Source organism: Sutcliffiella tianshenii, assembly GCF_016908565.1.
Lineage (GTDB): Bacteria > Bacillota > Bacilli > Bacillales > Bacillaceae_I > Sutcliffiella_A > Sutcliffiella_A tianshenii.
The window spans coordinates 58948-83359 of record NZ_JAFBED010000001.1 but is presented as its reverse complement, the minus strand read 5'-3'; the positions used below and the strand labels follow the sequence as shown (position 1 = coordinate 83359).

15 protein-coding genes are annotated in these 24412 nt (G+C 45.2%); 12 read left to right on the top strand and 3 right to left on the bottom strand.

All coding sequences use genetic code 11. From position 1 onward, the window contains the following. The gene (locus JOC95_RS00365; RefSeq protein WP_204412404.1) at nt 1-495 is read left to right on the top strand and encodes a hypothetical protein; all 495 of its coding nucleotides are present in this window, start codon (nt 1-3) and stop codon (nt 493-495) included. Nucleotides 496-524: 29 nt separating this feature from the next. On the opposite strand, the gene JOC95_RS00360 is transcribed toward JOC95_RS00365, so the two are convergent. Next, nucleotides 525-1619, bottom strand: coding sequence for a HupE/UreJ family protein (locus tag JOC95_RS00360; RefSeq protein WP_204412403.1), 1095 nt, complete (start codon nt 1617-1619; stop codon nt 525-527). A 280-nt stretch (nt 1620-1899) separates the two neighbouring features. Here JOC95_RS00360 and JOC95_RS00355 point away from each other — a divergent pair, with 280 nt between their 5' ends. Together JOC95_RS00355 and JOC95_RS00350 are read left to right on the top strand one after the other, a co-directional pair. Further along, on the top strand, nt 1900-8502 hold the full coding sequence (locus JOC95_RS00355) for a 5'-nucleotidase C-terminal domain-containing protein (protein WP_204412401.1): 6603 nt from the start codon (nt 1900-1902) through the stop codon (nt 8500-8502). A gap of 143 nt (nt 8503-8645) precedes the next feature. Further along, nucleotides 8646-9395 carry a glucose 1-dehydrogenase gene (locus JOC95_RS00350; RefSeq protein WP_204412399.1) on the top strand — a complete coding sequence of 250 codons (750 nt, stop codon included), beginning with the start codon at nt 8646-8648 and terminating at the stop codon, nt 9393-9395. Between the two features lie 43 nt (nt 9396-9438). Here JOC95_RS00350 and JOC95_RS00345 read toward each other — a convergent pair whose 3' ends face one another. Beyond that, on the bottom strand, nt 9439-9843 hold the full coding sequence (locus tag JOC95_RS00345; RefSeq protein WP_204412397.1) for a VOC family protein: 405 nt from the start codon (nt 9841-9843) through the stop codon (nt 9439-9441). Between the two features lie 185 nt (nt 9844-10028). Between JOC95_RS00345 and JOC95_RS00340 the strand changes: the two genes are divergently transcribed. After that, the gene (locus JOC95_RS00340) at nt 10029-10790 is read left to right on the top strand and encodes an alpha/beta hydrolase (RefSeq protein WP_204412395.1); all 762 of its coding nucleotides are present in this window, start codon (nt 10029-10031) and stop codon (nt 10788-10790) included. Nucleotides 10791-10826: 36 nt separating this feature from the next. Here the strand turns inward: JOC95_RS00340 and JOC95_RS00335 are convergent, their stop codons facing one another. Continuing rightward, entirely contained in the window at nt 10827-12287 is a 1461-nt protein-coding gene (locus JOC95_RS00335) for a sulfatase family protein (protein WP_204412394.1), read from the bottom strand. A 421-nt stretch (nt 12288-12708) separates the two neighbouring features. On the opposite strand from JOC95_RS00335, the gene JOC95_RS00330 reads away from it, so the two are divergent. The 8 genes from JOC95_RS00330 to JOC95_RS00295 all read left to right on the top strand — a co-directional run bounded on the left by JOC95_RS00330 (nt 12709) and on the right by JOC95_RS00295 (nt 24401). Beyond that, nucleotides 12709-14895: an ABC transporter ATP-binding protein gene (locus tag JOC95_RS00330; protein ID WP_204412392.1), complete on the top strand. Its 2187-nt coding sequence runs from the start codon at nt 12709-12711 to the stop codon at nt 14893-14895. After that, nucleotides 14892-15389 carry a DUF1854 domain-containing protein gene (locus JOC95_RS00325; RefSeq protein WP_204412390.1) on the top strand — a complete coding sequence of 166 codons (498 nt, stop codon included), beginning with the start codon at nt 14892-14894 and terminating at the stop codon, nt 15387-15389. The genes JOC95_RS00330 and JOC95_RS00325 overlap by 4 nt, the downstream gene beginning before the upstream one ends. A 12-nt stretch (nt 15390-15401) precedes the next feature. Then, nucleotides 15402-16250 (top strand): sugar phosphate isomerase/epimerase family protein, encoded by an 849-nt coding sequence (locus JOC95_RS00320; protein ID WP_204412388.1) that lies wholly within the window; start codon nt 15402-15404, stop codon nt 16248-16250. Nucleotides 16251-16540: 290 nt separating this feature from the next. Further along, nucleotides 16541-17629, top strand: coding sequence for a Gfo/Idh/MocA family protein (locus tag JOC95_RS00315; RefSeq protein ID WP_204412386.1), 1089 nt, complete (start codon nt 16541-16543; stop codon nt 17627-17629). A gap of 12 nt (nt 17630-17641) precedes the next feature. Then, nucleotides 17642-18637, top strand: coding sequence for a Gfo/Idh/MocA family protein (locus JOC95_RS00310; RefSeq protein ID WP_204412384.1), 996 nt, complete (start codon nt 17642-17644; stop codon nt 18635-18637). A 470-nt stretch (nt 18638-19107) separates the two neighbouring features. Further along, nucleotides 19108-20478 carry an ABC transporter substrate-binding protein gene (locus JOC95_RS00305; RefSeq protein ID WP_204412382.1) on the top strand — a complete coding sequence of 457 codons (1371 nt, stop codon included), beginning with the start codon at nt 19108-19110 and terminating at the stop codon, nt 20476-20478. A 100-nt stretch (nt 20479-20578) separates the two neighbouring features. Beyond that, nucleotides 20579-23518: an extracellular solute-binding protein gene (locus tag JOC95_RS00300; protein WP_239582641.1), complete on the top strand. Its 2940-nt coding sequence runs from the start codon at nt 20579-20581 to the stop codon at nt 23516-23518. Further along, complete coding sequence (locus JOC95_RS00295) at nt 23508-24401, top strand: carbohydrate ABC transporter permease (protein WP_204412380.1); 894 nt, start codon at nt 23508-23510, stop codon at nt 24399-24401. Before JOC95_RS00300 ends, JOC95_RS00295 begins: the two co-directional genes overlap by 11 nt. The last annotated feature ends 11 nt before the right edge of the window (nt 24402-24412 follow it).

The following is a 24412-nucleotide window of genomic DNA, read 5'->3' as shown; positions in this document are numbered from 1 at the left end:
ATGTGGAAGAAAATGCTACTTACTCTAGTGCTGGTTGTGCTGACAGCATGCTCCTCACAGGGCGCTGCGGATGATACAAACAAGGAAAAAGAAGCGGGACAATCTAATGAAGGAACACTAACAGAAATCACATTTGATGACTTTTTTACCCAGTCGGATACAGGAGACGGAAAAATTACCGACAAGATGTTGGAACTTGAAGGCAAGAAGGTAGGAATCAAGGGCTATATGACAGAAATCACTCCACTGGAATACGGCTTTGTGTATTTAGTCCCGATGGCAGGTGCGGCATGTCCGTTCTGTTCTTCGGATAACCCGGAATACATTGAAGCCATTGCCGTGTTCCCGCCGGACGGGAAACAGTTGGAGTTTACGGAAGAAGGGCTATGGGCATATGGTACGCTAGAGGTTGGAGAAGAAGTGGATCCGATAACGGGTTTGATTAGCATGTTCCGCTTGAAGGCGGACTCGATAGAGCCATATCAAATTAGATAAAAAAAGAGGCTGCCGTAGCAGCCTTTTTTTTATAGTTGAAACACTCGCTCAATTACCCAATATCCACCGATAAAAATGATAATTGCAGATCCGTATTTCAGTGTGCTTGGATATTGTTTCAGCTTTTGAAGCTTTGTCAGGAACGGAAGCACTAATGCGACCAATGCCACTTGGATGACCTCAATGCCTAGGTTGAAGCTCAACAGTGATACTGCAAGGTGATTTTTTGGAATGGTCATTTCAGATAGCAATCCCGCAAAACCAAGTCCGTGAACAAGTCCGAACATAAATGTTAGGATGTAACGTTTTTTTACTTCTTTTCTAAAGATGTTCTCTACCGCCACATAGACGATGCTGAGAGCAATAACAGATTCTACGAGCAGTCCAGGTAATTTAATGATCTCCAGGTAGCCAAGCGTGATTGTGATACTATGGGCAATCGTAAAGGCGGTTACCACCTTGATATGGTCCTTAAAGGTTTGTCGAGCTAGTAGAAGTGCAAATAAGAACAACAGGTGGTCATACCCGGTAAGGATATGCTCCATCCCGAAAACGAAAAACTCCCACCAGCTGGTACCGGCTGTTGCTGCTCCTTCGACTGTCAGATCCGCTTCCCATGTACGTTCGTCCCCTTTGATGATTTTCTCCGAGAAGTCGCCATCCTGTTCAATGGTCAAAAGCTGTGTGTATGTTGTATTGTCATTGGTATTTTTATAGAAGTTGTCCACTAATGTGATAGATTTGCTTTCATCAGCAAGCGGATATGTCAATGTGGTGGTTACCACGTTTTTGTCGTTGCGCTGCTCGCTGATCATTTCACCTGTGTTTGGACGGAGTGCCACGCCATCCACCTGCATGGTCAAATTTTGACCGATCCATTCCTCGATGGAGCTTTTTCCGTTATCTACTTCCTCCTGCGATAGAGTGGCATTATTGTTTTGGTCAAGCTGGATATTTTCAATAACCGACAAATCATCAATGGAAAATGTATAGGTAATTTGACTCTCTTCCAGCACAATCTTCCCGAAGCTTGCACTTAGCGCATGTGCATGAGAAGCCGTTGGCTGTAAAAATGGCAGGAATACTATTAGTCCCACTAAAATGATATTTATTAATTTTCTCAAAGCGCTTACCCCCAAGTTTTTTGTGTACTTGTATTAACCATTAATAGAATACCATGTCTTTTTTAGAAATAATTCAAAATATCGGATAATTTTACAAAAAATTTATAGAAAATTGATATTTTTCTGCAATGTTTTCTGTTAAATTAATAATGTACTACTTTACTAGGTTTATTTTTTTCAAATGGGGGAAAATGGGGATTTTAGCATAGTTGATTTTTACATAGAAAGCGCTTCCATTCTGTGAATCTAGTAAAAACAAACAATTTTAAGGGGGAAAAAGATGTACCAGCTAGTTCGCAAGAATCAGAAATGGTTTTCGTTAGCATTCATTTTTGTCCTGCTCATGGGAATGGTTCCGATGAAGCCGGCAAATGCGCAGACGAATATTGCAGATCATATTGTTATCAGTGAGTTTTTCTATGATGAAAAATCTTCTACTAATGGGACAGATAACAATGAATTTTTAGAGCTTTATAATCCGACAGCAAATGCTGTTGATATTTCAGGGTGGAAGCTCGAGCATTATAACCAACTTGGCCAGTTACAGTCCAATACGGTAACAATTCCGGATGGCACTGTGATTGCTCCATACAGTTTTTATTTAATCGGGGAGGTCAGTCCTCTGAATTCAGGAGACTTTGGCAGCACAGACATTGTGCCTGATCTGGTTAGGGAAGGCGGAGACTGGCAAAATGGAAATTCTGACGGTATCGTGTTGAAAGATGCCGACGGGAACCCTGTAGACGGTCTTGAATATGGTACAGGCGATGGTTCATCCACTGTAGGTGAAGGTACACCTGCTGTAGATGTATCCGGAAAAAGCCTAACCCGTAAAAGCAATGCAGATGGCTACACTCCTGGTTCAGGAAACGGCTATGATACAAACGATAACAGCGCGGATTTTGTAGAGGCTACTCCTGCTCCACAAAACGCTGCATCTATGGCTGAACAGCCAAACGGAGAGTCAACTGATCCAACTGACCCAACAGATCCATCTATATCCACGATTGCAGATGTCAGATTGGGAGGAAAAGGACAGCAAGATGTAATTGTTGAAGGGATTGTTACTACCGCTCCTGGTGGATTTGGCGGAGAATCCTTCTACATGCAAGATGCAACCGGTGGATTAATGGTATATACAAGTAATGAATACGCTGATGTTGCCATTGGTTCTAAGATAAAAGTGACAGGTTCAACGGATGAATTCAAAGGGAAGTTTGAAATTATTCCTAGTGCTGTAGAAGTAATAAATCCTACAGCTGGTGAACCTGCTTCTAAGACTGTTACAGTCGAGGAAGTGGCAGAAGCAAAAGAAGCTCAGCTGGTTGATTTGAAGAGTGTAACAATTACTGAGCTTACTTCTGATAGCTATAATAACGCAAATATTACAGTATCAAATGGGACTAATACTGCTGCAGTTAAGTTGGACAGCAGAACAGGATTCAAAGCGGAAAATTTATCTGTTACAGTAGGCGATGTTGTAAACGTAGTAGGTGTGGTGGAACAAAAAGGGACTGGACCGGACACTTATCACGTATTACTTCGTACACCTGATGACATTGCAGTTGTACCTGAAGGGCCGGTTGATCCGGAGGTATCCCCGATTGCGGATGCAAAGGTTCAAACTGCTGGTACAGAAGTAACTATCCAAGGTGTCGTGACGCATGCTGAATCCAGCACTGCAATGTACATCCAGGATGCAACTTCCGGGGTGCAAATCAATACAACCGGTAAAGGTGTATCACTTTCCGATTTTGTGGAGGGTGAAGAACTGAAGGTTGTAGGTAAGACTTCCGTATACAATGGAGAAATCCAAATCAGCGTGGAAGCTGCCGAGAAAATCACGAAGCTTGGAACAAAGGCTTTGCCTGTTCCAGCCGTTATTACACTTGATCAGATTGATGCTCATCAAGGTGAGCTTGTAAAAGTGGAATTGGCGCAGCTTAAGGATATTACATCCGATCAATACAGCTTCATCATCGAAGATATGTCCAAAAATACAACAAAGCTATATCACAGCAGAGCGGACAACTTTACAAAAACAGCATATAAAGCTGGCGAATACTACAGTATTGTTGGTATCGCGGCAAAATTCAAAGACCCACAATTGAAGCTTCGTTTCGGGGCGGATTTGGTGAAGCAGGATGCACCAGAAACGGCAAAATTGCCGATTATTTTCGGTGTAAAACCTGCAAAAATGGTAACAATCAACGAATACAAACCTGAAATTTCAGGGAAAATCGATGAAGCTGATGCAGAGATTGACTGGACAAGCTTCAAGCTTTTGGTGGATGGTGTGGATGTAACGACTGAAACGACAGTTAATCAGTCTGCATTTACATTCAGCTATACCCCAGCAACTGACATGGCATTAGGAGAACATAGCATTTCTGTAGAGGTAACAGACGTAGCTGGAGCTAAAACCTCTTATGTTTCTTATTTCTACATCCAGGAAGCGAAGGATGACAGTGACTACAACTTCTACTTCGGTGTACCGCATGCTCATACAAGCTATTCCGATGGGAAAGGTACTCCAGCTGAAGCCTTTGAGATGGCATATGAGAATGATCTGGACTACTTGATCGTTACGGACCATTCCAACTGGTTGGATGGGGATGAATATGTTTCCGATCGTAAAGAATTTGTGGAAAAAGTCGGCTCTGAATGGCATGCAACGAAAGAACAGATGAATGCTTTCAATTCCGAGCACTCAGGTGAATTCCTTGCGATGCGTGGATTTGAAATGACATCCTCAAATTGGGGACACATAAACGTAACCAACACCAATGATTACGTGGAAGCAAAACAAACGGTGGTAGAGCTTGGTGATTTCTATGAGTGGTTAACAACGGAGGAAAATGCCGTTGCTGCATTCAATCACCCTAACTGGCCAAGTGATTCTTTCAATGACCTTGCATATGTTCCAGAAATCGACCATTTAATGGCGATGATCGAGGTAGGTAACGGTGCACCACCTTACAGCTATGCACGTGCTGAAGAGCATTTCTTCCGTGCGATGGACAACGGCTGGCACGTTGGTGCAATCAATGGACAGGACAACCACTCCGCAAACTGGGGCGTTCCTGATAACATGACTGCAGTCGTAGCAGAAGATTTATCCAATGAGTCCTTCATGGAAGCATTGAAAGCACGCCGTGTCTACTCCACAGAAGCCCGTGACACAAAGCTTCGTGTAAAAGCGAACGGATATTGGATGGGTAGCACAGTGGATGTACAAGATGGAACGGATTTGAATTTTGACATCTGGGTTCAGGATTCAGATAATCCGATCAGTGAAATCCAAATCATCTCCAATGGCGGAAACGTTCTTGATTCCGTTATGGTCGGAGAAAAGACCGAATTTGCATGGACTCCTACCATCCAGGACGGAAGCGGTGCAAACTGGTATGTTGTAAAGGTTATCCATACAGATAGTAAATGGACAACAGCAAGCGCAATTTACACTTCCGGTGGAGAAAGTGATGTTAAGTTGACACTTCTTCAAGTGAATCCAGATCCAAGTGTTCCAGGATCTGAAACAGAATTAACTGCAACTATAAGTAACATGGGTGTACGTTCTGCAGAAAACCTGGAAGTGAAATTTTATCATGGTTCTGTCAGCGAAGAGAATCACATAGGTACAGGTAACATTCCTTATATCGGACCAGGGAAACGTGCTGATGCAACAACTACATGGATTCCGACTGCATCCGGTCAGGACAAGATTATTGCTGTATTGACAGAAATTCCTGGTGTTACAACAGTTACTGAAATTACAAAATCTATTAAAGTAGTAGAATCCAACGGGCAAAAAGTGCTTGTTGACTCTGCACACAGCAACGCAGATGTTCCTGGCTCCATGAACAATTTCATGGAACTATTGCGCCGTAGTGGATATCACGCAAAGTACAATTCAGAGGCTTACACAGCTGAAGTATTGGCAGGATATGATGTTCTTGTCATTAACGCACCTAACAAGGTATTTACAGATGCGGAAATGACAGCCATCAATGATTGGGTACAAGCTGGTGGTTCCTTGATGCTTGCTTCCAAATCGAACTTCAACTTTGATAACAAAAAGCTGAATCCGCTATTGGAAAAAATGGGCTCAGGAATTCGTATCAACTCTGATAATGTCTATGAGCCAAACACATCCGATAAGTTCAGTGGTGGAATGAAGTGGTCTGTATATGCGCATACTGCTCCGGCTACAACAAGCGGCTTGAATGAAAACCTTGATGCCATCCGTTATTTCAGTGGTGCATCACTGGTTGACGAAAATCTTAGCGCACTGACGAATGACCCTGAAACAGGATTGGAAATTCTAGTGGCAGGAAATGCAACATCCTACAACTATAATGTAGAAGAAGGTTACCACACATATAATGAAGCAATAGGTGGAGAAAATGATGCGGACCAAACGTCCGGACCAGATGGTGAGTCTATTCCATTAATCGCGAAAGAGTATGTTGGTGAAGGAAGAATCGTAGTAGCTGGTCGACACTTCTACTCTGACTTTGAAATCGTAAACGATGTTAGTAACACGTCATTTACATTGACTCTGATGGATTGGTTAGCTGATCACGAACGTATTCAGTCCATCTCGGATGTTCGTGCAAATGCACAAGACGGCGACATCGTAACAGTTAAAGGTGTGGTAACAGCACCTACAAACAAATTCTTTGATACCATCTATATACAAGATGAAACTGGCGGTATTTCATTATTCGGTGCACAAGGAAGAGATCTTCCGGTCGGAACGGTTGTGATTGCCACAGGTGGGATCACGACATTCGAAGGGGAATTGGAGCTCGAATATGAGAACTTTGACATGGAAATCCTTTATGTCGGTCCTGGAGAACCGGTAGAAGCAAAAGAAGTAACTGCACAACAGATTATCGATGGCACTTTCAACGGCCAATTGGTGGAACTGAAAGGTACCGTTAAAGAAATCAATGATGAAGGAAGCTTCATGATTGTCAATGACGGCAAAAATGATGCAAGAATTCATGTTGATGGATATCTTCCATTAGGTGTGGAACGCTTTAAAGTTGGTGACTACATTTCTGTATCTGGTATCGCATCATCTGGTGCCGATGGTAACCGAATCCGTGTCATTTTTGCAGAGGATATGGAAATTACAGAGAAAATCACCAATATTACAATTCTTCATACGAACGACTCTCATTCACGTGTAACGGAAAGCAGTTCTTCCATCGGATTTGCAAAGCTTTCCACACTAGTGAAGCAATACAGAGAGAATAATAGCAATACCTTGCTTCTAGATGCAGGGGATACTTTCCATGGTCAGACTTTTGCTACACTGACAGAAGGTAAGAGTATTGTGGATATCATGAATGCGATGGGCTATGATTCCATGGCTGCTGGTAACCATGACTTCAACTACGGATATGATAGACTCCTTGAGTTGACTGAAATGGCCGACTTCCCAGTATTAAGTGCAAATATCATTGTAGATGAAACTGGTGATTACCTGCTTCCTCCATATATGATGCAGGAAGTAGATGGAATCAAAGTAGGTATTTTCGGATTATCCACTCCGGAAACACATTACAAAACGCATCCGAAGAACGTAGAGGGCTTGACCTTTACAGATCCGGTTGAGGCTGCGAAAGATATGGTAGCTGAACTGGAATCTGAAGGTGCGGATGTTATCATTGCACTTTCCCACTTAGGGACAGATGCTTCCAGTACAGAAACAAGCATCAAGGTTGCACAAGGTGCTCCTGGCATTGACGTAATCGTGGATGGCCACAGTCATACTGTCGATAACATCAACGAAAGCGGAACATTGATTGTAAGTGCCGGTGAATACACGGAAAATCTTGGTGTGGTTGAATTAAGCTTCAAGGGGAAAGAGCTTGTAAGCAAAACAAGAGATCTTATCACGAAAGCGGACATGGAAGGCATTGAAGCTGATCCGGACGTGCAGGCTGTAATTGATTTGATTAATAAAGAACAGGAAGAAATCCTGAGTGAAGTGATTGGTGAAACAACAGTTCATCTGGATGGTGCGCGCGAGCAGGTACGTGTCCATGAAACAAACCTAGGTAACCTGATTACTGACGCAATGCTGGAAGCTACAGGTGCTGATGTCGCCATTACTAATGGTGGTGGTATCCGTGATTCCATCGATGTCGGTGAAATTACTATAGGTGAAGTAATCACAGTATTGCCATTCGGTAACTACATTGTGACGAAAGAAGTTTCAGGTGCGGACATCAAGGCAGCACTTGAGCACGGTGTAAGTGACTATCCGAATCCAAAAGGTGCATTCCCCCACGTAGCAGGAATTATGTTCTCTATTGACAAGGACAAACCTGCAGGAGAAAGAGTGCACTCTGTTACGATTAACGGTGTGGCACTTGACATGAAGAAAATGTACACATTGGCAACCAATGACTTCATGGCTGCTGGTGGAGATGAGTATTCCATGTTTGCTGACTATCCAATCTTGAACGAATATGCAGGGCTGGACGAAGCAGTAATGGCATACATTGCACAATTCGAGGTAATCTCTCCAGTTGTGGAAGGAAGAATCAAAGTGGAAGCTACCCCTACAGGTGGCGGCGATGGCGATGGCGATGGCGATGGCGATGGCGATGGCGATGGCGATGGCGATGGCAATGGCGATGGCGATGGCGATGGCGATGGCAATGGCAATGGCAATGGCAATGGCAATGGCAATGGCAATGGTAATGGTAACGGAGGCAACAACGGAGGCAACAATGGTGGCAACAACGGTGGAAAACTGCCAAATACGGCAACAAACACCTATAACTTGTTACTTATCGGTATGCTAATGTTGGGTCTTGGAACTGGATCATTCTTCTATTTCAGAAGAAAAGAATCAGCCGAATAAAAGTCTTTAAGAGACGCACTTCTAAATTGAAGTGCGTCTCTTTTTTAGTGATATATGTGTTTGTAGGAAGCGCTTCTTTTGTATTCCCGCATCCCACCCTGTATACTTTTCTCAACTTATAAAAAAAGAGGAGGCATAAAACCATGAACTTCCAAAACCAAGTCGTCATCATAACAGGTGCAGCAAACGGGATCGGAAAAGGGATCGCCAAGGATTACGCCCAAAAAGGGGCAACGGTGGTTCTTGCAGATATGGAGAAAAAGGCAGGGGCAGACCTTGAAAAGGAATTGAAGTCACAAGGCGCAGAAGCCCTCTTCATCCAGACGGACGTCCGCAAAGAAGTGGATATCGTCCACCTCATCAACAAGACGGTACAACAGTTTCAGAAAATAGATGTCCTGATCAACAATGCGGGCATTTCAACATTCACGTCCCCATATGAACTGACAATCGAGGACTGGGATAATGTCATCCAGACAAATCTTCGCAGTGTGTTTCTTGCTTCGCGGGAAGCTGCCAAGCATATGAGGCAGAATGAAAATGGAGGTTCGATCGTCAACATTGCCTCCACCCGTGCAGCGATGTCGGAACCGAACTCTGAGGCGTATGCAGCATCAAAAGGCGGCATTGTGGCGATCACCCATGCGATGGCAGCTTCCTTCAGCGCGGATAACATCACAGTCAATGCTATTTCACCAGGTTGGATTGAAACAGGGGATTATGAAAAATTACGGGATGTAGATCATGAGCAGCATCTATCCAACCGTGTAGGGAAACCATCGGATATTGCAAGGGCGTGCCTGTACCTGACAGACAGTGAAAATGATTTTGTGACCGGGGAGAATCTGACAGTTGATGGCGGGATGACCCGAAAGATGATATACGAGCATTAATCAAAAAAGAAGCTTTCCGACAATCGGAAGCTTCTTTTAACTATTATTTTTGCAGGTTCAAGTCCCATGTGATACCAAATTGATCCTTCACTTTTCCGTAGCGTGCGCCCCAGAATGTGTCTTGAAGCTCCATCACGACTGTACCGTTATCGGAAAGACGATTGTATAGCGTTTGGATCTGTTCTTCGTTTTCAGGCTCGATTGTCAGGGAGATTTGGCTGCCCATTTCAACGGAGTGTCCAGGGAAGGCATCGGAAAACATCAGTACAAAGTCGCCTTTTTCGAATCGGGCATGCATGATGAGGTTGTCCGCTTCAGGGGGAGTAGGGAAGTCTGCTTCTCCGAAAGTTTGGACCCCAACAATTTCACCCTCGAAAACCGATTTATAAAACTCAAGTGCATCTTTAGCATTTCCATTAAAAGATAAGTATGGTGTTACTTGCTTCATTTTGAACACTCCTTTAAATATAAGTTTAATTCCAACACCTCAATTATAAAATAAATATCTATAAAAAGTAAAGAACGTTTGTTCGTATCGATAAAAATATTGAAAGCGGATACACACTTCCTTTATACTATTAATATTCGAAACGTTTCAATAACTCTATATAAATAATGAGGATGTGATTCAAAATGGCACTTATCCAATGCAACTTTTTCTCCGAGGCACTTCAATGCTCGACCTCGATGACAGTCATATTGCCGCAGACAACCTCCCATATCGGAGTGGAATCCAAAGCGGAACAAAAGAAGCACCCGACATTATATCTCCTGCATGGCTTGTCGGACGATCACACAATTTGGACCCGGTTTACCTCCATAGAAAGATATGTCGCGCCTCTAGGGCTTGCGGTAGTGATGCCCGCTGCCGGGAGAAGCTTTTATACCGACATGGAAAATGGCTACGATTATTATACATATGTGAGCGAAGAGCTGCCCCAGATAGCAAGGTCTTTTTTTAACCTTTCCGATAAACGGGAGGAAAATTTTGTAGCAGGGCTATCCATGGGAGGGTATGGTGCGCTGAAAACGGTGATGCGTAATCCGGAAAGATTTGCAGCAGGTGCGAGCCTTTCAGGGTCGTTGGATATTGTGGACAGGATTCCTGCTTTTCCGCGTGACTTCCAGCATATCTTTGGAGATCGGCCAATTAAAGGGAGCGAGGATGACCTTTTTCATGTAGCTGAGAACCTGGCCAAATCTGATGGACCGAAACCGAGATTATACCATTGCTGTGGAACGGAGGATCATAACTACCAGGCTAATTTAAGATTCCGGGACCACCTGGAAAAACTATCAATCGAGAGCACATTTGAGGATGGGCCCGGGTCCCATGAATGGGGATATTGGGACAAGCATATTCAGCCGGTTCTCGAATTCTTGCATCAACGTTAAAAAGGCAGGCTCATCAATCTCGAGCCTGCCCATCTATTATCCTTTTAATTTTTCAGGACGATAACGACTTTCCAATCTCTCTGCCGCTTCGTGTCGTTCCTGTTTGCGAAGCTTAGCGAGGTAGGTGTCCAGCGCATCACCGCGGGTATGGAATGGTCCGCCTTCATGGATGACAGCCCACATCGGGTCGATCGGTGAATCGGAGGATTTCATCTGCTCTGCCACCCACTGGTCCAGCAGTCGCAACCCTTTTGCAACAATTTCCGGTCTCTCTTCTGCAAGATTCACCGTCTCATGGGGGTCGTTTTCGATATCGAACAGCATGAGCTCCGGGTATTCCTTCAGGCCGTCATGGTATGTGCGGATCAGGATCCAATTTTCAAAACGGGCAGAGCGCTGGCAGCTCCATGCGTTTTGACTCACTACCAGATATGGTCGTCCGGCTGATTCGCCATCTGTCAGTGCAGGAAGGAAGCTCTGGCCATCCCATTTCCCGCTTGCTTTTGCGCCAACCAATTCGGAAACGGTAGGTCCGAAATCAATCTGGTAGTGGAAGTCTTCATCCACGTGTCCTTGCTTGATCCCAGGTCCGGCAACGATACAAGGTATCCTGCTTGTAATATGGTCGGCCGTTTGATGGTCACCGTAGACATTGAGTTCTCCCTGATTTTCGCCATGATCGGCAGAAATGATGATGATGGTTTCATCGAGAATACCTTGCTCTCTAAGTGCATCGAGAATTTTCCCGACATGATCATCGACATGGCGGATTGCAGTATCGTAGCCATCTATCCAGCTCTTGAAGTCCTCCCGGCAGGTGATTTCACTCGGAAGGCCAGCCCATTGGTTGCCGCGTGGGAGATCCCGTATACTCATCGGGCCATAGCTTTCCCGCTGTTCGGCAATGATCTCATCTGTCAGCCAGTCCGGGGCAGGGTCATTTTTAAATGGGTTCCCATATTCCTCCGGGGTCCGATAAGGAGTATGAGGGTCCCAGAAGTTCAGGTAAAGGAACCAGTCATCTTTTTCAGTTGCTCGCTCTTTGATCCAGCGTAGAGCATCCTTGGAAACATCACCAGCCGTTTCACCTGCATGCTTGCCGGTATCATACGTTTCAAGGAATCCCTGTTGAACATGCCAAGCTGCATGCCGGCCAGGAAAGGGGCTGATCATGGCAGTGTGATGGCCTTTAAATCTCAGTGCTTCCACCCATGCCTGATGTTCGGTATGGTGATAGTTGAATGGACGGTCTGCTCCAATTGGACGCATATCCGCCTGCACACCTCCGTGATTGACAACACCTGTGTGGATACCGTATTTCGAACTGAAAAGTCCCGTGCGCGATGGGGCACATGGAGCGTCTGATGCATAATAATTGGTGAAGCGGACGCCTCGTTCCGCCAGAGAGTCGATATTTGGCGAGGTTTCACGGTGGTACCCGTAGCATCCTAAATGGTCAGGACGAAGGGAATCAATATCAATATATAAAATCTTCATTTTTGGAACCTACCTTTCAATCAAATTAATTAAATGTTTTAATTAATTATAGATGACAAACCCTTAAAATATCAATACAAAAAATAAAGTCTTTGTTAAAGATTGGATTGTATTTATAAGAATCTAGCTGTTGATTGGAGCAATAGGCGAAGACTCCTGCGGGAGGAAGCGGTAGGCTGGAGACCCCGCAAGGCGAATCCTGAGGAGGCTCCAGCACCGCCCCGCGGAAAGCGCAGCCTAGTGCGGAAATCAACAGCGGTGTTCAATAGCATCTCCCAAATAATAGAAGATGGAATCCTAATTAATTTTTAAATCCCCTTGTAAACGAGGGGAGATAAATTATAATGTTAAATAAATTCAAACAATAAATTAATTAATACGAGGTTTCGAAAATTTACCGTAAAGGTGGAGTAAGACATATATGTCATTAGTAGAAAAGATTCCCGATATTATCATGCCGGCGGGGGACATATTGTATTTTGCAAAAGCGGACATGAATGAGAATGGTAGTTTTGTAGACAGTTGGCTCGGAGTTACAGAAAATCATATTTTTGTCTACGCAGAGAATGGAAGCGTTTTAAAATCGTTGGGAATATCAGAGTTGAAGGGAGCGAAGCTGGATTCCTATATAGGCGGCGGTTCCCTGGTAGTCGAAAGCGAAGATGGGGGAGTGGTGGTTGTACGTTTTTCCGCTCCGTTGACAAGTAAGTTCACTGTTGCGGTAAAAGTGATAGAGAATCTGATAAACGGGAAGCCGTTGCCTGTATTATCGAAAAATGACTTGCCGCGCCAGTGCCCGAACTGCGAGCGGCCGCTTCAGGAAGGGACCAATGCATGCTCTGTCTGTGTGGATAGAAAAAAAGTGGTCGGGCGACTGCTTGGGTACACCAAGCCATATCGCCTGCAAATGTTGTTTGCCATGGTGATGCTGATTTTAGCTACCCTCTTGGAGCTTGCTCCACCGTATATCACCAAGATTCTGGTCGATGAGGTGCTCGAGCCTCAGGATATCGGCGGAGGGCTGCTGCTTTGGGTGGCACTTCTTGGTGTGACGAGCATCGTCCTTGCCCTGATGCAGATAGTCAGGGGAGTCCTTGGTGTCTGGATCGGAAGCAAAGTGATGGGAGATTTGCGAAAAGAGGTCTACCAATCGCTGATGAGACTATCGTTAAGTTATTTCGACCGGAGGCAGACATCGCAGTTCATTGGTCGTGTAAACAGGGATGTGGAGGATACCCGCCAGTTCTTGACCGACGGTGTCCTCTGGGTGGTAGGCCAGGCCCTGATGCTGGTCGCAATCCTTGTCATGATGTTAAGCCTTGATTGGAAGCTGACCCTTTTTGCCCTATTGCCGACTCCGATTGTCATTCTCTTCTCTGTCATGATCTGGCCGAGGGTCCATCAGATGTGGTACAAGCAATGGCAGGCCATCAACCGTTTGAACATGGTAGTGGGGGATACCCTGCAAGGGATCCGGGTGGTAAAAGCCTTTGGACAGGAAAAACAGGAGCAATCCCGTTATATGAAGGGAAATGACATCCTCATGTCGCAGACGATCAAAACCGATGGCATGTGGCAGGGCGTGTTCCCGATATTTTCTTTCATCACAGGAACGGGGATGCTGCTTGTCTGGTATTTCGGCGGCATGTCTGTTGTCAGCAATGACTTGAGCCTTGGGACCCTGATGGCATTCGTGGCTTACTTGGGGATGTTCTTTGGCCCGTTGCAATGGTACAACCAGATGATCACGTGGGTCAGTCGTGCGATTTCATCTGCAAACAGGATTTTCGAAATCATGGATACCCCATCGAAAGTGCCCGATAGCAAAAGCGCCGTGACGGTCAACGATATGGAAGGAAAGGTGGAAATCTCGAATGTGACGTTCGGCTATGAGAAGCACAGTCCTGTCATCAAGGACCTGAATCTCATAGTGGAGCCTGGGGAGATGATCGGTCTTGTCGGTCATTCTGGTGCCGGAAAATCCACTTTGATCAATCTGATCAGCCGTTTTTATGATCCGACAGAAGGAACGATCACAATTGATGGGATCGACCTGAAGGATATCAGACAGGAAGACCTTCACAAACAGATTGGGGTCGTATTGCAGGAGACGTTCCTTTTTGATGGATCCATCTCTGACAATATCGCGTATTCCAATCAGGATGCAACGCCTGATGACATCATGCGTGCTGCAAAAATCGCGAATGCCCATGAGTTCATCGTGAAAATGGCAGATGGCTATGAAACGCAGGTCGGCGAACGCGGCCACCGCTTGTCAGGCGGACAGAAGCAGCGGATTGCCATCGCACGTGCCATCCTTCATGACCCACGGATCCTGATTCTCGATGAGGCAACGGCATCCGTTGATACAGAAACCGAGCACAAGATACAAGAAGCGGTCAGCAGGCTCGTGCAGGGCCGTACGACCTTTGCGATAGCGCACCGCCTCTCCACTTTGCGAAATGCCAACCGGCTTGTCGTAATCGATAAAGGTCAGATCGCAGAAATAGGGACACATGAAGAGCTTCTTGCTCAAAAAGGAATCTACTATAAGCTTGTGGAAGCGCAAAAGGAAATGTCGCAGATCAAAGGAGTAGAGGTCGGATGAGTGATTTATTTGAAATAACCTATATCGATCCAGCTGATACATCCTTTACAAGAAGTGCCGGCGGAATGCTGAGGATGGAAACGGACAGGGAGCTGTTTCCCGAAATAACGGTCAGACGTACCTACCCGATGACAAAACCTTATGAATATTTATCTGTCTGGACAAAGGATGACAAAGAAATCGGGATCATACGCAGTATCGAGGAGTTTGATGAAGAAAGCCGGGAAGAATTGGTGACAGAGCTGAAACTCCGCTATATCATCCCGGCTGTGACCAGGATTGATTCCATCAAAGAGGAGCCTGGCCTTTGGACTTTCCAGGTGAAGACGGATCGCGGAGATCTCAAGCTCCTGATGAGAAACATTCATGAGCATATCCAGATGATCGGGGTGAATAGACTGATCATAACGGACATGGAAGGCAAGCGCTGTGAGATCAAGGATATCGAGTCCCTTGATGCCGCAAGCCGCAAGCATTTGAGTAAAGTCATTTAAAGGAGGGATTGGATGATTACATTGACCGGCTTTGCAGATGAAATCTCCCCCGAACTGGATGTGCAGCTCGATGTCCTGGAATCACAGGGCATCCGGCATCTTGAGCTCCGCAGTGTATGGGGGAAGAATGTTGCACATCTGTCTGATGAGGAACTGTTGGCGATCAAGGGAGCTTTGGATTATAAGGGGTTTTCGGTTTCTTCCATTGGTTCCCCGATCGGTAAAATAGGTGTGCTGGAGGATTTTGAAGTACATATGGAAGATTTCCAGCGGGTGGTGAAAGCCGCTCATGTACTTGGGTCGCGGTACATCCGTATTTTTTCCTTCTTCATCCCTGAAGGAGAGAACCCTGGTGATTACCGGGACGAAGTGCTGAGAAGGATGAAAGAACTTGTCCGGGTCGCAGAAGAGGAGAATGTGGTGCTGCTGCATGAAAATGAAAAGGACATATATGGGGACAATGCAGAGCGCTGTCTTGATATTCTTTCAAGCTGCCAATCTCCAAATCTTCGGGCTGCGTTCGATCCGGCGAACTTCGTACAATGCGGGGTGAAGCCTTTCACGGAGGCATATCCATTGTTGAAAGAATTTGTGGAATATATGCATGTAAAGGATGCAAGGTTCGCGGATGGCCATGTGGTGCCAGCAGGTGATGGAGATGGCGAAATGAAGGCATTGTATCAGGCTTTGCTTGAGCGGGGTTTTGTCGGATTCGCTTCCATGGAGCCTCATCTGGCTGCTGCCGGTCCGTTCTCGGGATTCAGTGGCCCGGATTTATTTGTCACGGCTGTCGAGCGGTTCAAGGAGCTGCTTGAGGAAGTGGGGATGCCTGTGAACAGTTCATCGAAGTCGAATTGTTAGAAAGATAGGCGAATTTGTTAGAATGTTTTGCAATTTTGTTAGAATGATCGGAAGAATTGTTAGAATGTTCATGAAATCTGTTAGAATCGAGTCAAAAAATACCCATCAAACTAGTAAATTGACCGTTGTGAAAAGCAAAAAACACTCACAACAGTGCAAAATAAAGAAATGACACGCTCTATGCAATGTTTTTGTTCAGCATTTACTTTTCTTTATATAAAAATCACACAGAAAAATCCCAGCACCGCATCAAAACTAAAACCAAACTCAAACCAAAAGGAGGACCACCCATGCCACATGCCAATACCCAAACCAAAGAAATGCGCTTCGCCCTCATCGGCTGCGGATCCATCAGCGCCACGCATGCAGAACAGATTAATGCGATTCCGAATGCCAGATTAGTAGCCGTTGCAGACGTAGAAGAGGACCGTGCAAAAGCGCTCGCGGACAAATACTGCACCGACTTCTATACCGACTATCACGAAATGATCCAGAGAGACGATATAGACATAGTCAACATCCTTACCCCAAGCGGCATGCACGCTGACATGGCCATACATGCTGCTAGAGCCGGAAAGCATGTCATCACGGAAAAACCGATGGACATCTCCATCCATAAAGCAAAGGAAATGATCAAAGCCTGCAGGGATGCCGGAGTCAAGCTTTCGGTCATCTCCCAGCACCGTTTCGACACTGCCACCATCCAAGTGAAAAAGGAAGTGGAAGCGGGCAATTTCGGCAGCATGATCCTTGGTGAATGTGCGGTTAACTGGTACCGTACACAGGAGTATTATGATAGCGGCGAATGGCGTGGCACTTGGGCGCTTGATGGCGGAGGGGCGCTGATGAATCAATCGATCCATACGATAGATCTGCTTCAATATTTGATGGGGCCGGTTGAAAGTGTGTTTGCCAGAACAGCCACCCTTGCACATGAGCGGATGGAGGTCGAGGATGTGGCGGTCGCGACGGTGACCTTCAAGAACGGGGCGCTCGGCACGATAGTTGGCACGACCAGTGCATTCCCTGGATTTAGCTGTCGTCTCGAAGTATTTGGAACAAAGGGATCCGCGGTTATTGAAAATGACCGATTGACACATCACTTCCAGAAGACACAGGATAGCAAAGGTGAATGGTACAGCGGGGGCAAGGTGGAAAACCTGGCCAATACTGAACAAACAGACAGTGGAACCGGTGCGAGTGATCCTACGGCCATCTTCGGCGGTGCACACCGCATTCAGATAGAAGATATGATGATGGCAATCGAAGAGGACCGTGAACCGCTCGTAAACGGGGAGGAAGGGCTTAAACCGCTTGAAATCATTCTTGCAATCTATGAATCCGCAAGAACAGGAAAACCAATCACTCTTGCGGACTAGGAGGATGCAGCTATGATTCAATTTGCCATTGTGGGAGCGGGAGCCATAGCACCTGTATATGCCGGGGCCATAAACATGCACAAGGATGCGCGACTTACAGCAGTGTGCGATAAAAATCCGCAAACAGGCGAGGAGTTTCGCAAACAGCATTCCATCCAGACGTTTTTTACGGATTATAAGGAGATGCTCAGTGATCCCTCCATAGATGTTGTATGCATCTGCACCCCAAGCGGACTGCATGCCGATATGGCCATCCAAGCATTCGAAGCGGGCAAGCATGTGATCATCGAAAAGCCGATCGCCCTCACCATGGAAGATGCGGACAGGGTAATTGCTGCGGCCGACAAATATAAAGTCAAAGCGGCTGTAGCCTTCCAGAAACGGTACAATCGGCCGATACTGAAGATGAGGGAAAAGCTCGAAAATGGCAGCTTTGGCAGGATGATGCACGCAACGACCTCGGTCCGCTGGTATAGGGACCAAAGCTATTATGATCAGGATCCGTGGCGGGGCACGGCCTTGATGGATGGTGGTGCACTGATGAATCAGTCCATCCATAATATTGATCTGCTAAGATGGATGATGGGGCCGGTCAGAAGGGTTTCAGGTTTTACAGCGACTAGGCGGCATACGATGGAAATGGAGGATACAGGTGTCGCGGTCCTTGAATTTGAAAGTGGTGCGCTCGGCGTCATCGAGGGATCGACCGCCATCTATCCGACGGACCTTGAAGCCTCATTGAGCCTTTTCGGTACAAGTGGTACGGCAATTGTCGGAGGAAAATACCTGGATGAAATAAAAAGCTGGCATTTCCTGCACGAAGACAAAGCATCATCAACTGACAAAGCTGGGCAGGAAGGTCACTATCCAATCATCGATGATATGATTCAAGCGATCCGTGATGACAGGGATCCTGTAATCTCCCTTCAGGATGGAAGGAACGCCCTGGAAATCATTCTTGCAATCTATGATAGTGCAAAAACTGGTAATTCAGTGCATATTAAGTAAAATTGGATATAGGAAGTAAAGGAAGAAAATCTTACATGAATCGAATCGATTCTATAAGATTTCCTTCCTTTCTTTTTAGTTTTTGAGACAGATGAATAATGGGCAAACGTTTGCTCATGCAGGAGTTTCTGAGAATTCCCACTATTTCCACACAATCCGATAAATTTCTTTAAAAATGGAATTGTAATCGGTTTCAGAGTGGAGTATAATGACTTTAGTGAAACGTATCAATTGGAAGATGTTATGGAGTGGATAACGTTGCCAAGGAGGTAATTCTTCACTTTATTTTTTGAAAAGAAATTGAAACGTTTCGAAATTGGGAAAGGGGTTGTTGTTTCTTCTATAGGAAATGTCCGGTTACCACAGCTTCTAGAAACCTATCAATCTGTTGGACAAGCAATAGCATTTGGGATCTAAACTTATCAAAAAAGTTTTTATCTAATACAACAAAACAATAAGGGGTGTAAGTGATGAAATTGTTAAAACCTTGGATCGCAATTTTAACTGTTTTTATGTTAGTAGTCGGTTGCAGCAATGATGCTTCAAATGAGAAAAAAGATGATAAAGCTTCAGACAAAGAGCAAGTGACACTTACTTTCGCTAGCTGGGCATTAGGTACAGAAGAAGAGCAAAACATCGAGCGTCTTCTTATTAAAGAATATGAAGATGCAAACCCGAACGTAAAGATCAAAATCGATGAGAGTATCACAGGTGACTGGAACGATGCATTATCTGCAGCGGCTAGTGCCGGGACAATGCCGGACGTATTCATGCTTGCACAGGTTCCAACTGGACTAGCAAACGACTGGTTATTGGATATTACGGAATTCACGACTGAAGATGAAGATTTCGCAAAGATTGCAGATGTAGTAAAAGAGTCTGCTACTTATGATGGAAAAGTATTCGCTATCCCAAGTGCACAGCATTTCTTGGGCTACTATGTAAATAAAGACCTTTACAACCAGGCTAACCTGGATGTTCCTGAGTATGGAATTTCCGTTGAGGATTTCACTGAAGCGGTTCGCTCCATCTCCAATGTAAACAATGGTGTTGTCGGAATGAACAATCCATTTGCAATTGTTGACTGGTACCCGACTTCTGTAAGTGAGACTGCTGGTTGGTACACATACAGTGAAGAAGGCTACAACCTTGACAGCAACGAGTTTATCGGTGGGGTAAACCTTGCAAGCAATATCGTAACAAACGGTTATTCTTATGAAAACCTGACAGATGAGCAAAAAGCAAACTTCAGCGGGGAAAACGCTGGTGAGGTTTGGGCTTCAGGCGGTCTTGGAACTGTATGGGATGGAACTTGGGCTGTAACGAACTTCACGGATAACCTTGAGTTTGAATGGGATTTCATCGGTACTCCTGGTGGAAGAACAGTTGTAGTAAACGACTTCATGGGAATCTCTAAATCTACTAAGCATGCAGAAGAAGCTTACAAATTCGCTAAATTCATGGGCTTTGGTAAAGAGGGTTACATGAAGCGCCTTGATATCGCAGTAGAGAACGAAAAAGCAGTAAACAACCTTCCTGTCATCAATGACGAAGAAGTATTGGATGCATACTTTGAAATCACGGATATTCCTGGTCTTCGTACAGCGTATGACAACTTGGACAATGCAGTGATCGAACCATTCAAGACGGTTCCTGGCTATGTTCAATCAAGATGGGAAGCTCCAACTGGTGTAGCAATCGGTGACAACCCGAACGCAAACATCGCAGGTATCATTGATGCAAGTGTAAGAGGGGAAATCAAGATTGAGGATTACATCTCTCAAATCAATGAACTGGCAAACCAAAAGCTGCAAGAAGGTAAAGAAGCGATTGGTCAATAATTAAAATTTTCATAGAAAGGCGCAGCAAATGTGGGGGCGGAACAACCATGCTCCCAATGCGCTTGCGCTTTTCTTATAACTGTTGAGGGGGATAAATGATATGAAACGTAAGATGTTGTTCTGGCCGCTATTACTGCTTTTATTGATTCCGAATCATATCGCTTTCGCCGATGAAAAGAATTCTCCTGAACAATTGGCCGAACAAGTCATTGAACCTAGCTATCTTTATATCCTGAAACAGTGGAAAGAAGTGGGAATCGATAATGCGTCTCCATATGAGCGTGCTATCAGTCCCACTGATTTTTTATCCGTTCCTGAAAGTGATTTAGTGCCTTTGAACGAAAGCAAGGGTTATGAGGATCAAGTTTTCTCCTGGAAAGATCAAAAATCAATCACCGTTGAAGTGGATGTAGAAGAAGAAGGTCTATATGAACTTGGCTTTGATTATTTTCCTTTAGGAGAAGGGATTGTACCGATAGAAGGTTCCATCGAAGTGAATGGCAGCTATCCATATTATGAAAGTCGCCGCATTCTTTTCCCGAAAGATTGGAAAAGTGCATCAACGAAGTTTGAGAAAGACCGCTTTGGGGATGAAATCATTCCAAAACAGGTTCCGATTGAAGAATGGCATTATGTAAAAGCGGAGGATTCCAGTTATCTGCACTCAAGGCCATTGAAGTTCCATTTGAAAGCAGGGAAGAACACGATCAAACTTTCCAACCTCAGAGGGGAAATGCTTCTAGGAAACGTCTATGTGGACAGTGTGGGAACGATACCTTCTTATGAAAAATACTTAGAACAAAACAAGGGTGAGCTTGTAGATGATGCAATGGTGACTATTGAAGCCGAGCATCCAGCGAAGAAAAACAGCTCATTCATCAGACCTGTCAATAAACAGGACGCTTCGGTTGTTCCTTATAAAAGAGATAGCCGCCTATTGAATGTGATTGGCGGGGAGTCCTGGGAGCAAAGCGGGCAAAGTGCAACATGGAATATTGAAGTTGAAGAGTCAGGATATTACAACATAAGTTTAAAGGTATTACAGGAAAAACAGACAAGCTTCCCGGTTTACCGTACCGTCATGATCAATGGGGAAGTACCATTTGAAGAAGTGGAACATTACGGTTTCCAGCAGGAAAAGAACTGGAAGAATGAAACGCTGAGTGATGACAATGGAGAAGCATACAGATTTTATCTGGAAAAAGGGAGCAATACCCTGACCCTTAAGGTAGATGCTTCACCCGTCAATCGTACACTTTTTGAAATCGATCAGGTCATGCAGGGTATTGAAGAGCTTTCCTTATCGATCAAACAATTAACAGGTAATAGCCAAGACCGTTCACGTGGATGGAGAATCACCGAGTATCTGCCGGATATCGAAGACCGCCTGTTGAACTGGGCTGACGCTCTGGACAAGGAAAGTGAGTACTTGCTCCAACTGAGTGAAGGTCAGGAAGCGGTGGAAGTGGTGTCTTTGAACATTGCATCCGAAAGGCTTCGTTCGCTTGCAGAATCACCGGATGAAATACCTTCCAGATTGACACAGCTATCTGAGGGTTCCAGCTCTGTTGCACAGATTCTTGGAAATGCAATATTGGACTTGAAAAAACAGCCATTATTTATGGATCGAATATATATTCATGGTGATGAAAAATTACCAAAAGCAGAATTAGGATTTTTTGCAAAAACAAAGGAATCTGTCTTGAAGTTCTTCCATTCCTTCAAATCCAACACGCTTGCCACGGAAGATGTGGAAGATGATGTCGTGGATATCTGGGTGAATCGACCAAGACAGTATGTGGAATTGATGCAGAACATGGCTGATCAGCAATTCACTCCTGAAACAGGGATCAAAGTGAGATTTTCGATCATGCCATCGGAGCAGAAGCTTATCCTGGCAAATGCAGCGAACAGCCAGCCCGATCTTGCACTGGGGATCAGTACATGGCTGCCATATGAATTGGCAATCCGTGGAGCTGCCTATGACCTTAGACAGTTTGATGATTTCGGTGAAACGGTCGGCCGCTTCTCACCGGGTGCATTCCTTCCGATGATCATTGATGATTCGGTTTATGCACTGCCGGAAACACAGGATTTCTTTGTGCAATTCTATCGAAAAGATATCTTGAATGCGCTGGATGTACCAGTACCGGATACTTGGGATGATGTAGTGGAGGTTCTCCCAGAGCTGCAACGCTTCGGATTGAACTATTACACACCTATCGCCGGAGCTGTCGCATTCAAACCGTTCCAGGCGACTGCACCGTTCATCTATCAGAACCAGGGTGATCTGTACGTGGAGAACGGGATGGGGACATCCATTGACAGTGATGAAACCATCAAGGGCATTCAGTTCATGACAGACCTGAATACGATTTACAGTACGCCGCTTCAGGTGCCGAATTTCTATAACCATTTCAGATATTCTACTTTGCCGATCGGGGTTTCCAACTTCCAGACGTACGTCCAACTGACTGCTGCTGCACCTGAAATCTCGGGTTGGTGGGATATCGCACCTCATCCTGGCGTGATGCAGGAGGATGGCACCGTTTCAAGATGGGCAACCGGATCAGGCCAGGCTGGCATGATCTTTAACGGAAGTAAAAATAAAGAACAGGCATGGGAATTGCTGAAATGGTGGACCTCAACCGAGATCCAGACCGATTTTGCAACAACCCTTCAAATCATGTATGGACCTTCTTATATGTGGAATACCTCCAATTTGGAAGCATTTGCACAGCTTCCATGGCCGGAAGAGCATAAAGAAGTGATACTGGAGCAATGGGAGCAGCTGATGGAGGTTCCTAAAACACCTTACACGTATATGATCGAACGTGAAATAAGTAATGTATGGAACCGTGTTGTATTTGACGGGGAAAATACACGATCTGCGGTGGATGATGCAGTGGTCACCATCGACCGTGAGATGCGCAGGAAAATGGAGGAGTTCGGTTATATGAAGGATGGCAAGCTCATCAAGCCGTACCATATACCGACGATTGAACAAGTGGAAAGCTGGGTGGAAGAGAATGATGAATAAAGTCCAAAAGCATGCAGGAACATCTATTTTTCTTGCACCATACCTTATCTTTTTCTTTACCTTTATCATTATCCCGGTCGTGGTTGCGATCTTTCTATCCTTTACGTATTTTAACGCAATTGAAATGCCGACTTTCATCGGACTTGCAAACTATGTAAGTGTACTGACGCAGGATCAGGTATTTATGCAGAAGGTTCTGCCTAATACTCTTACCTTTGCCGTCATTGTAGGACCAGGAGGATATATCCTTTCCTTCCTGCTTGCCTGGATGCTGGCTCAGATCTCCAGAGTACCAAGGACCATCCTGGCGCTTATCATCTATTCCCCTTCCATGACAGCAGGGATAGCGATGGCGGTAGTATGGACCATCATCTTCAGTGGGGACCAGACAGGTTATCTTAACAGTCTTCTCATTACGATGGGGATTCTGTTCGAACCGATCCAGTGGCTGCAATCACCTGATCACCTAATGACGATCATGATTGTCGTGACACTTTGGGGAAGCATGGGAGTAGGGTTCCTGGCGATGCTGTCAGGTGTCCTGAATATCAATAAAGAAATCTATGAAGCTGGTTATATCGATGGAATTAAAAATAGATTCCAAGAAATCATCTATATCACCATCCCATCGATGAAGCCGCAAATGTTATTCGGAGCAGTAATGGCTGTTGTAGGTACCTTCCAGGCCGGGGCGATCGGGGTTGCCTTATCAGGCGCCAACCCGACGCCGCAATATGCGGGTCAATTGATGGTCAATCACTTGGAGGATTATGGGTTCATCCGTTATGAGATGGGCTATGCAGCTGCCATTTCCGTTATCCTGCTGTTGGTTGTCTATATATTCTCGAAGGTTGCTTGGCGATTATTCGGGGAGAAGGATTAAAAGACGTCTAC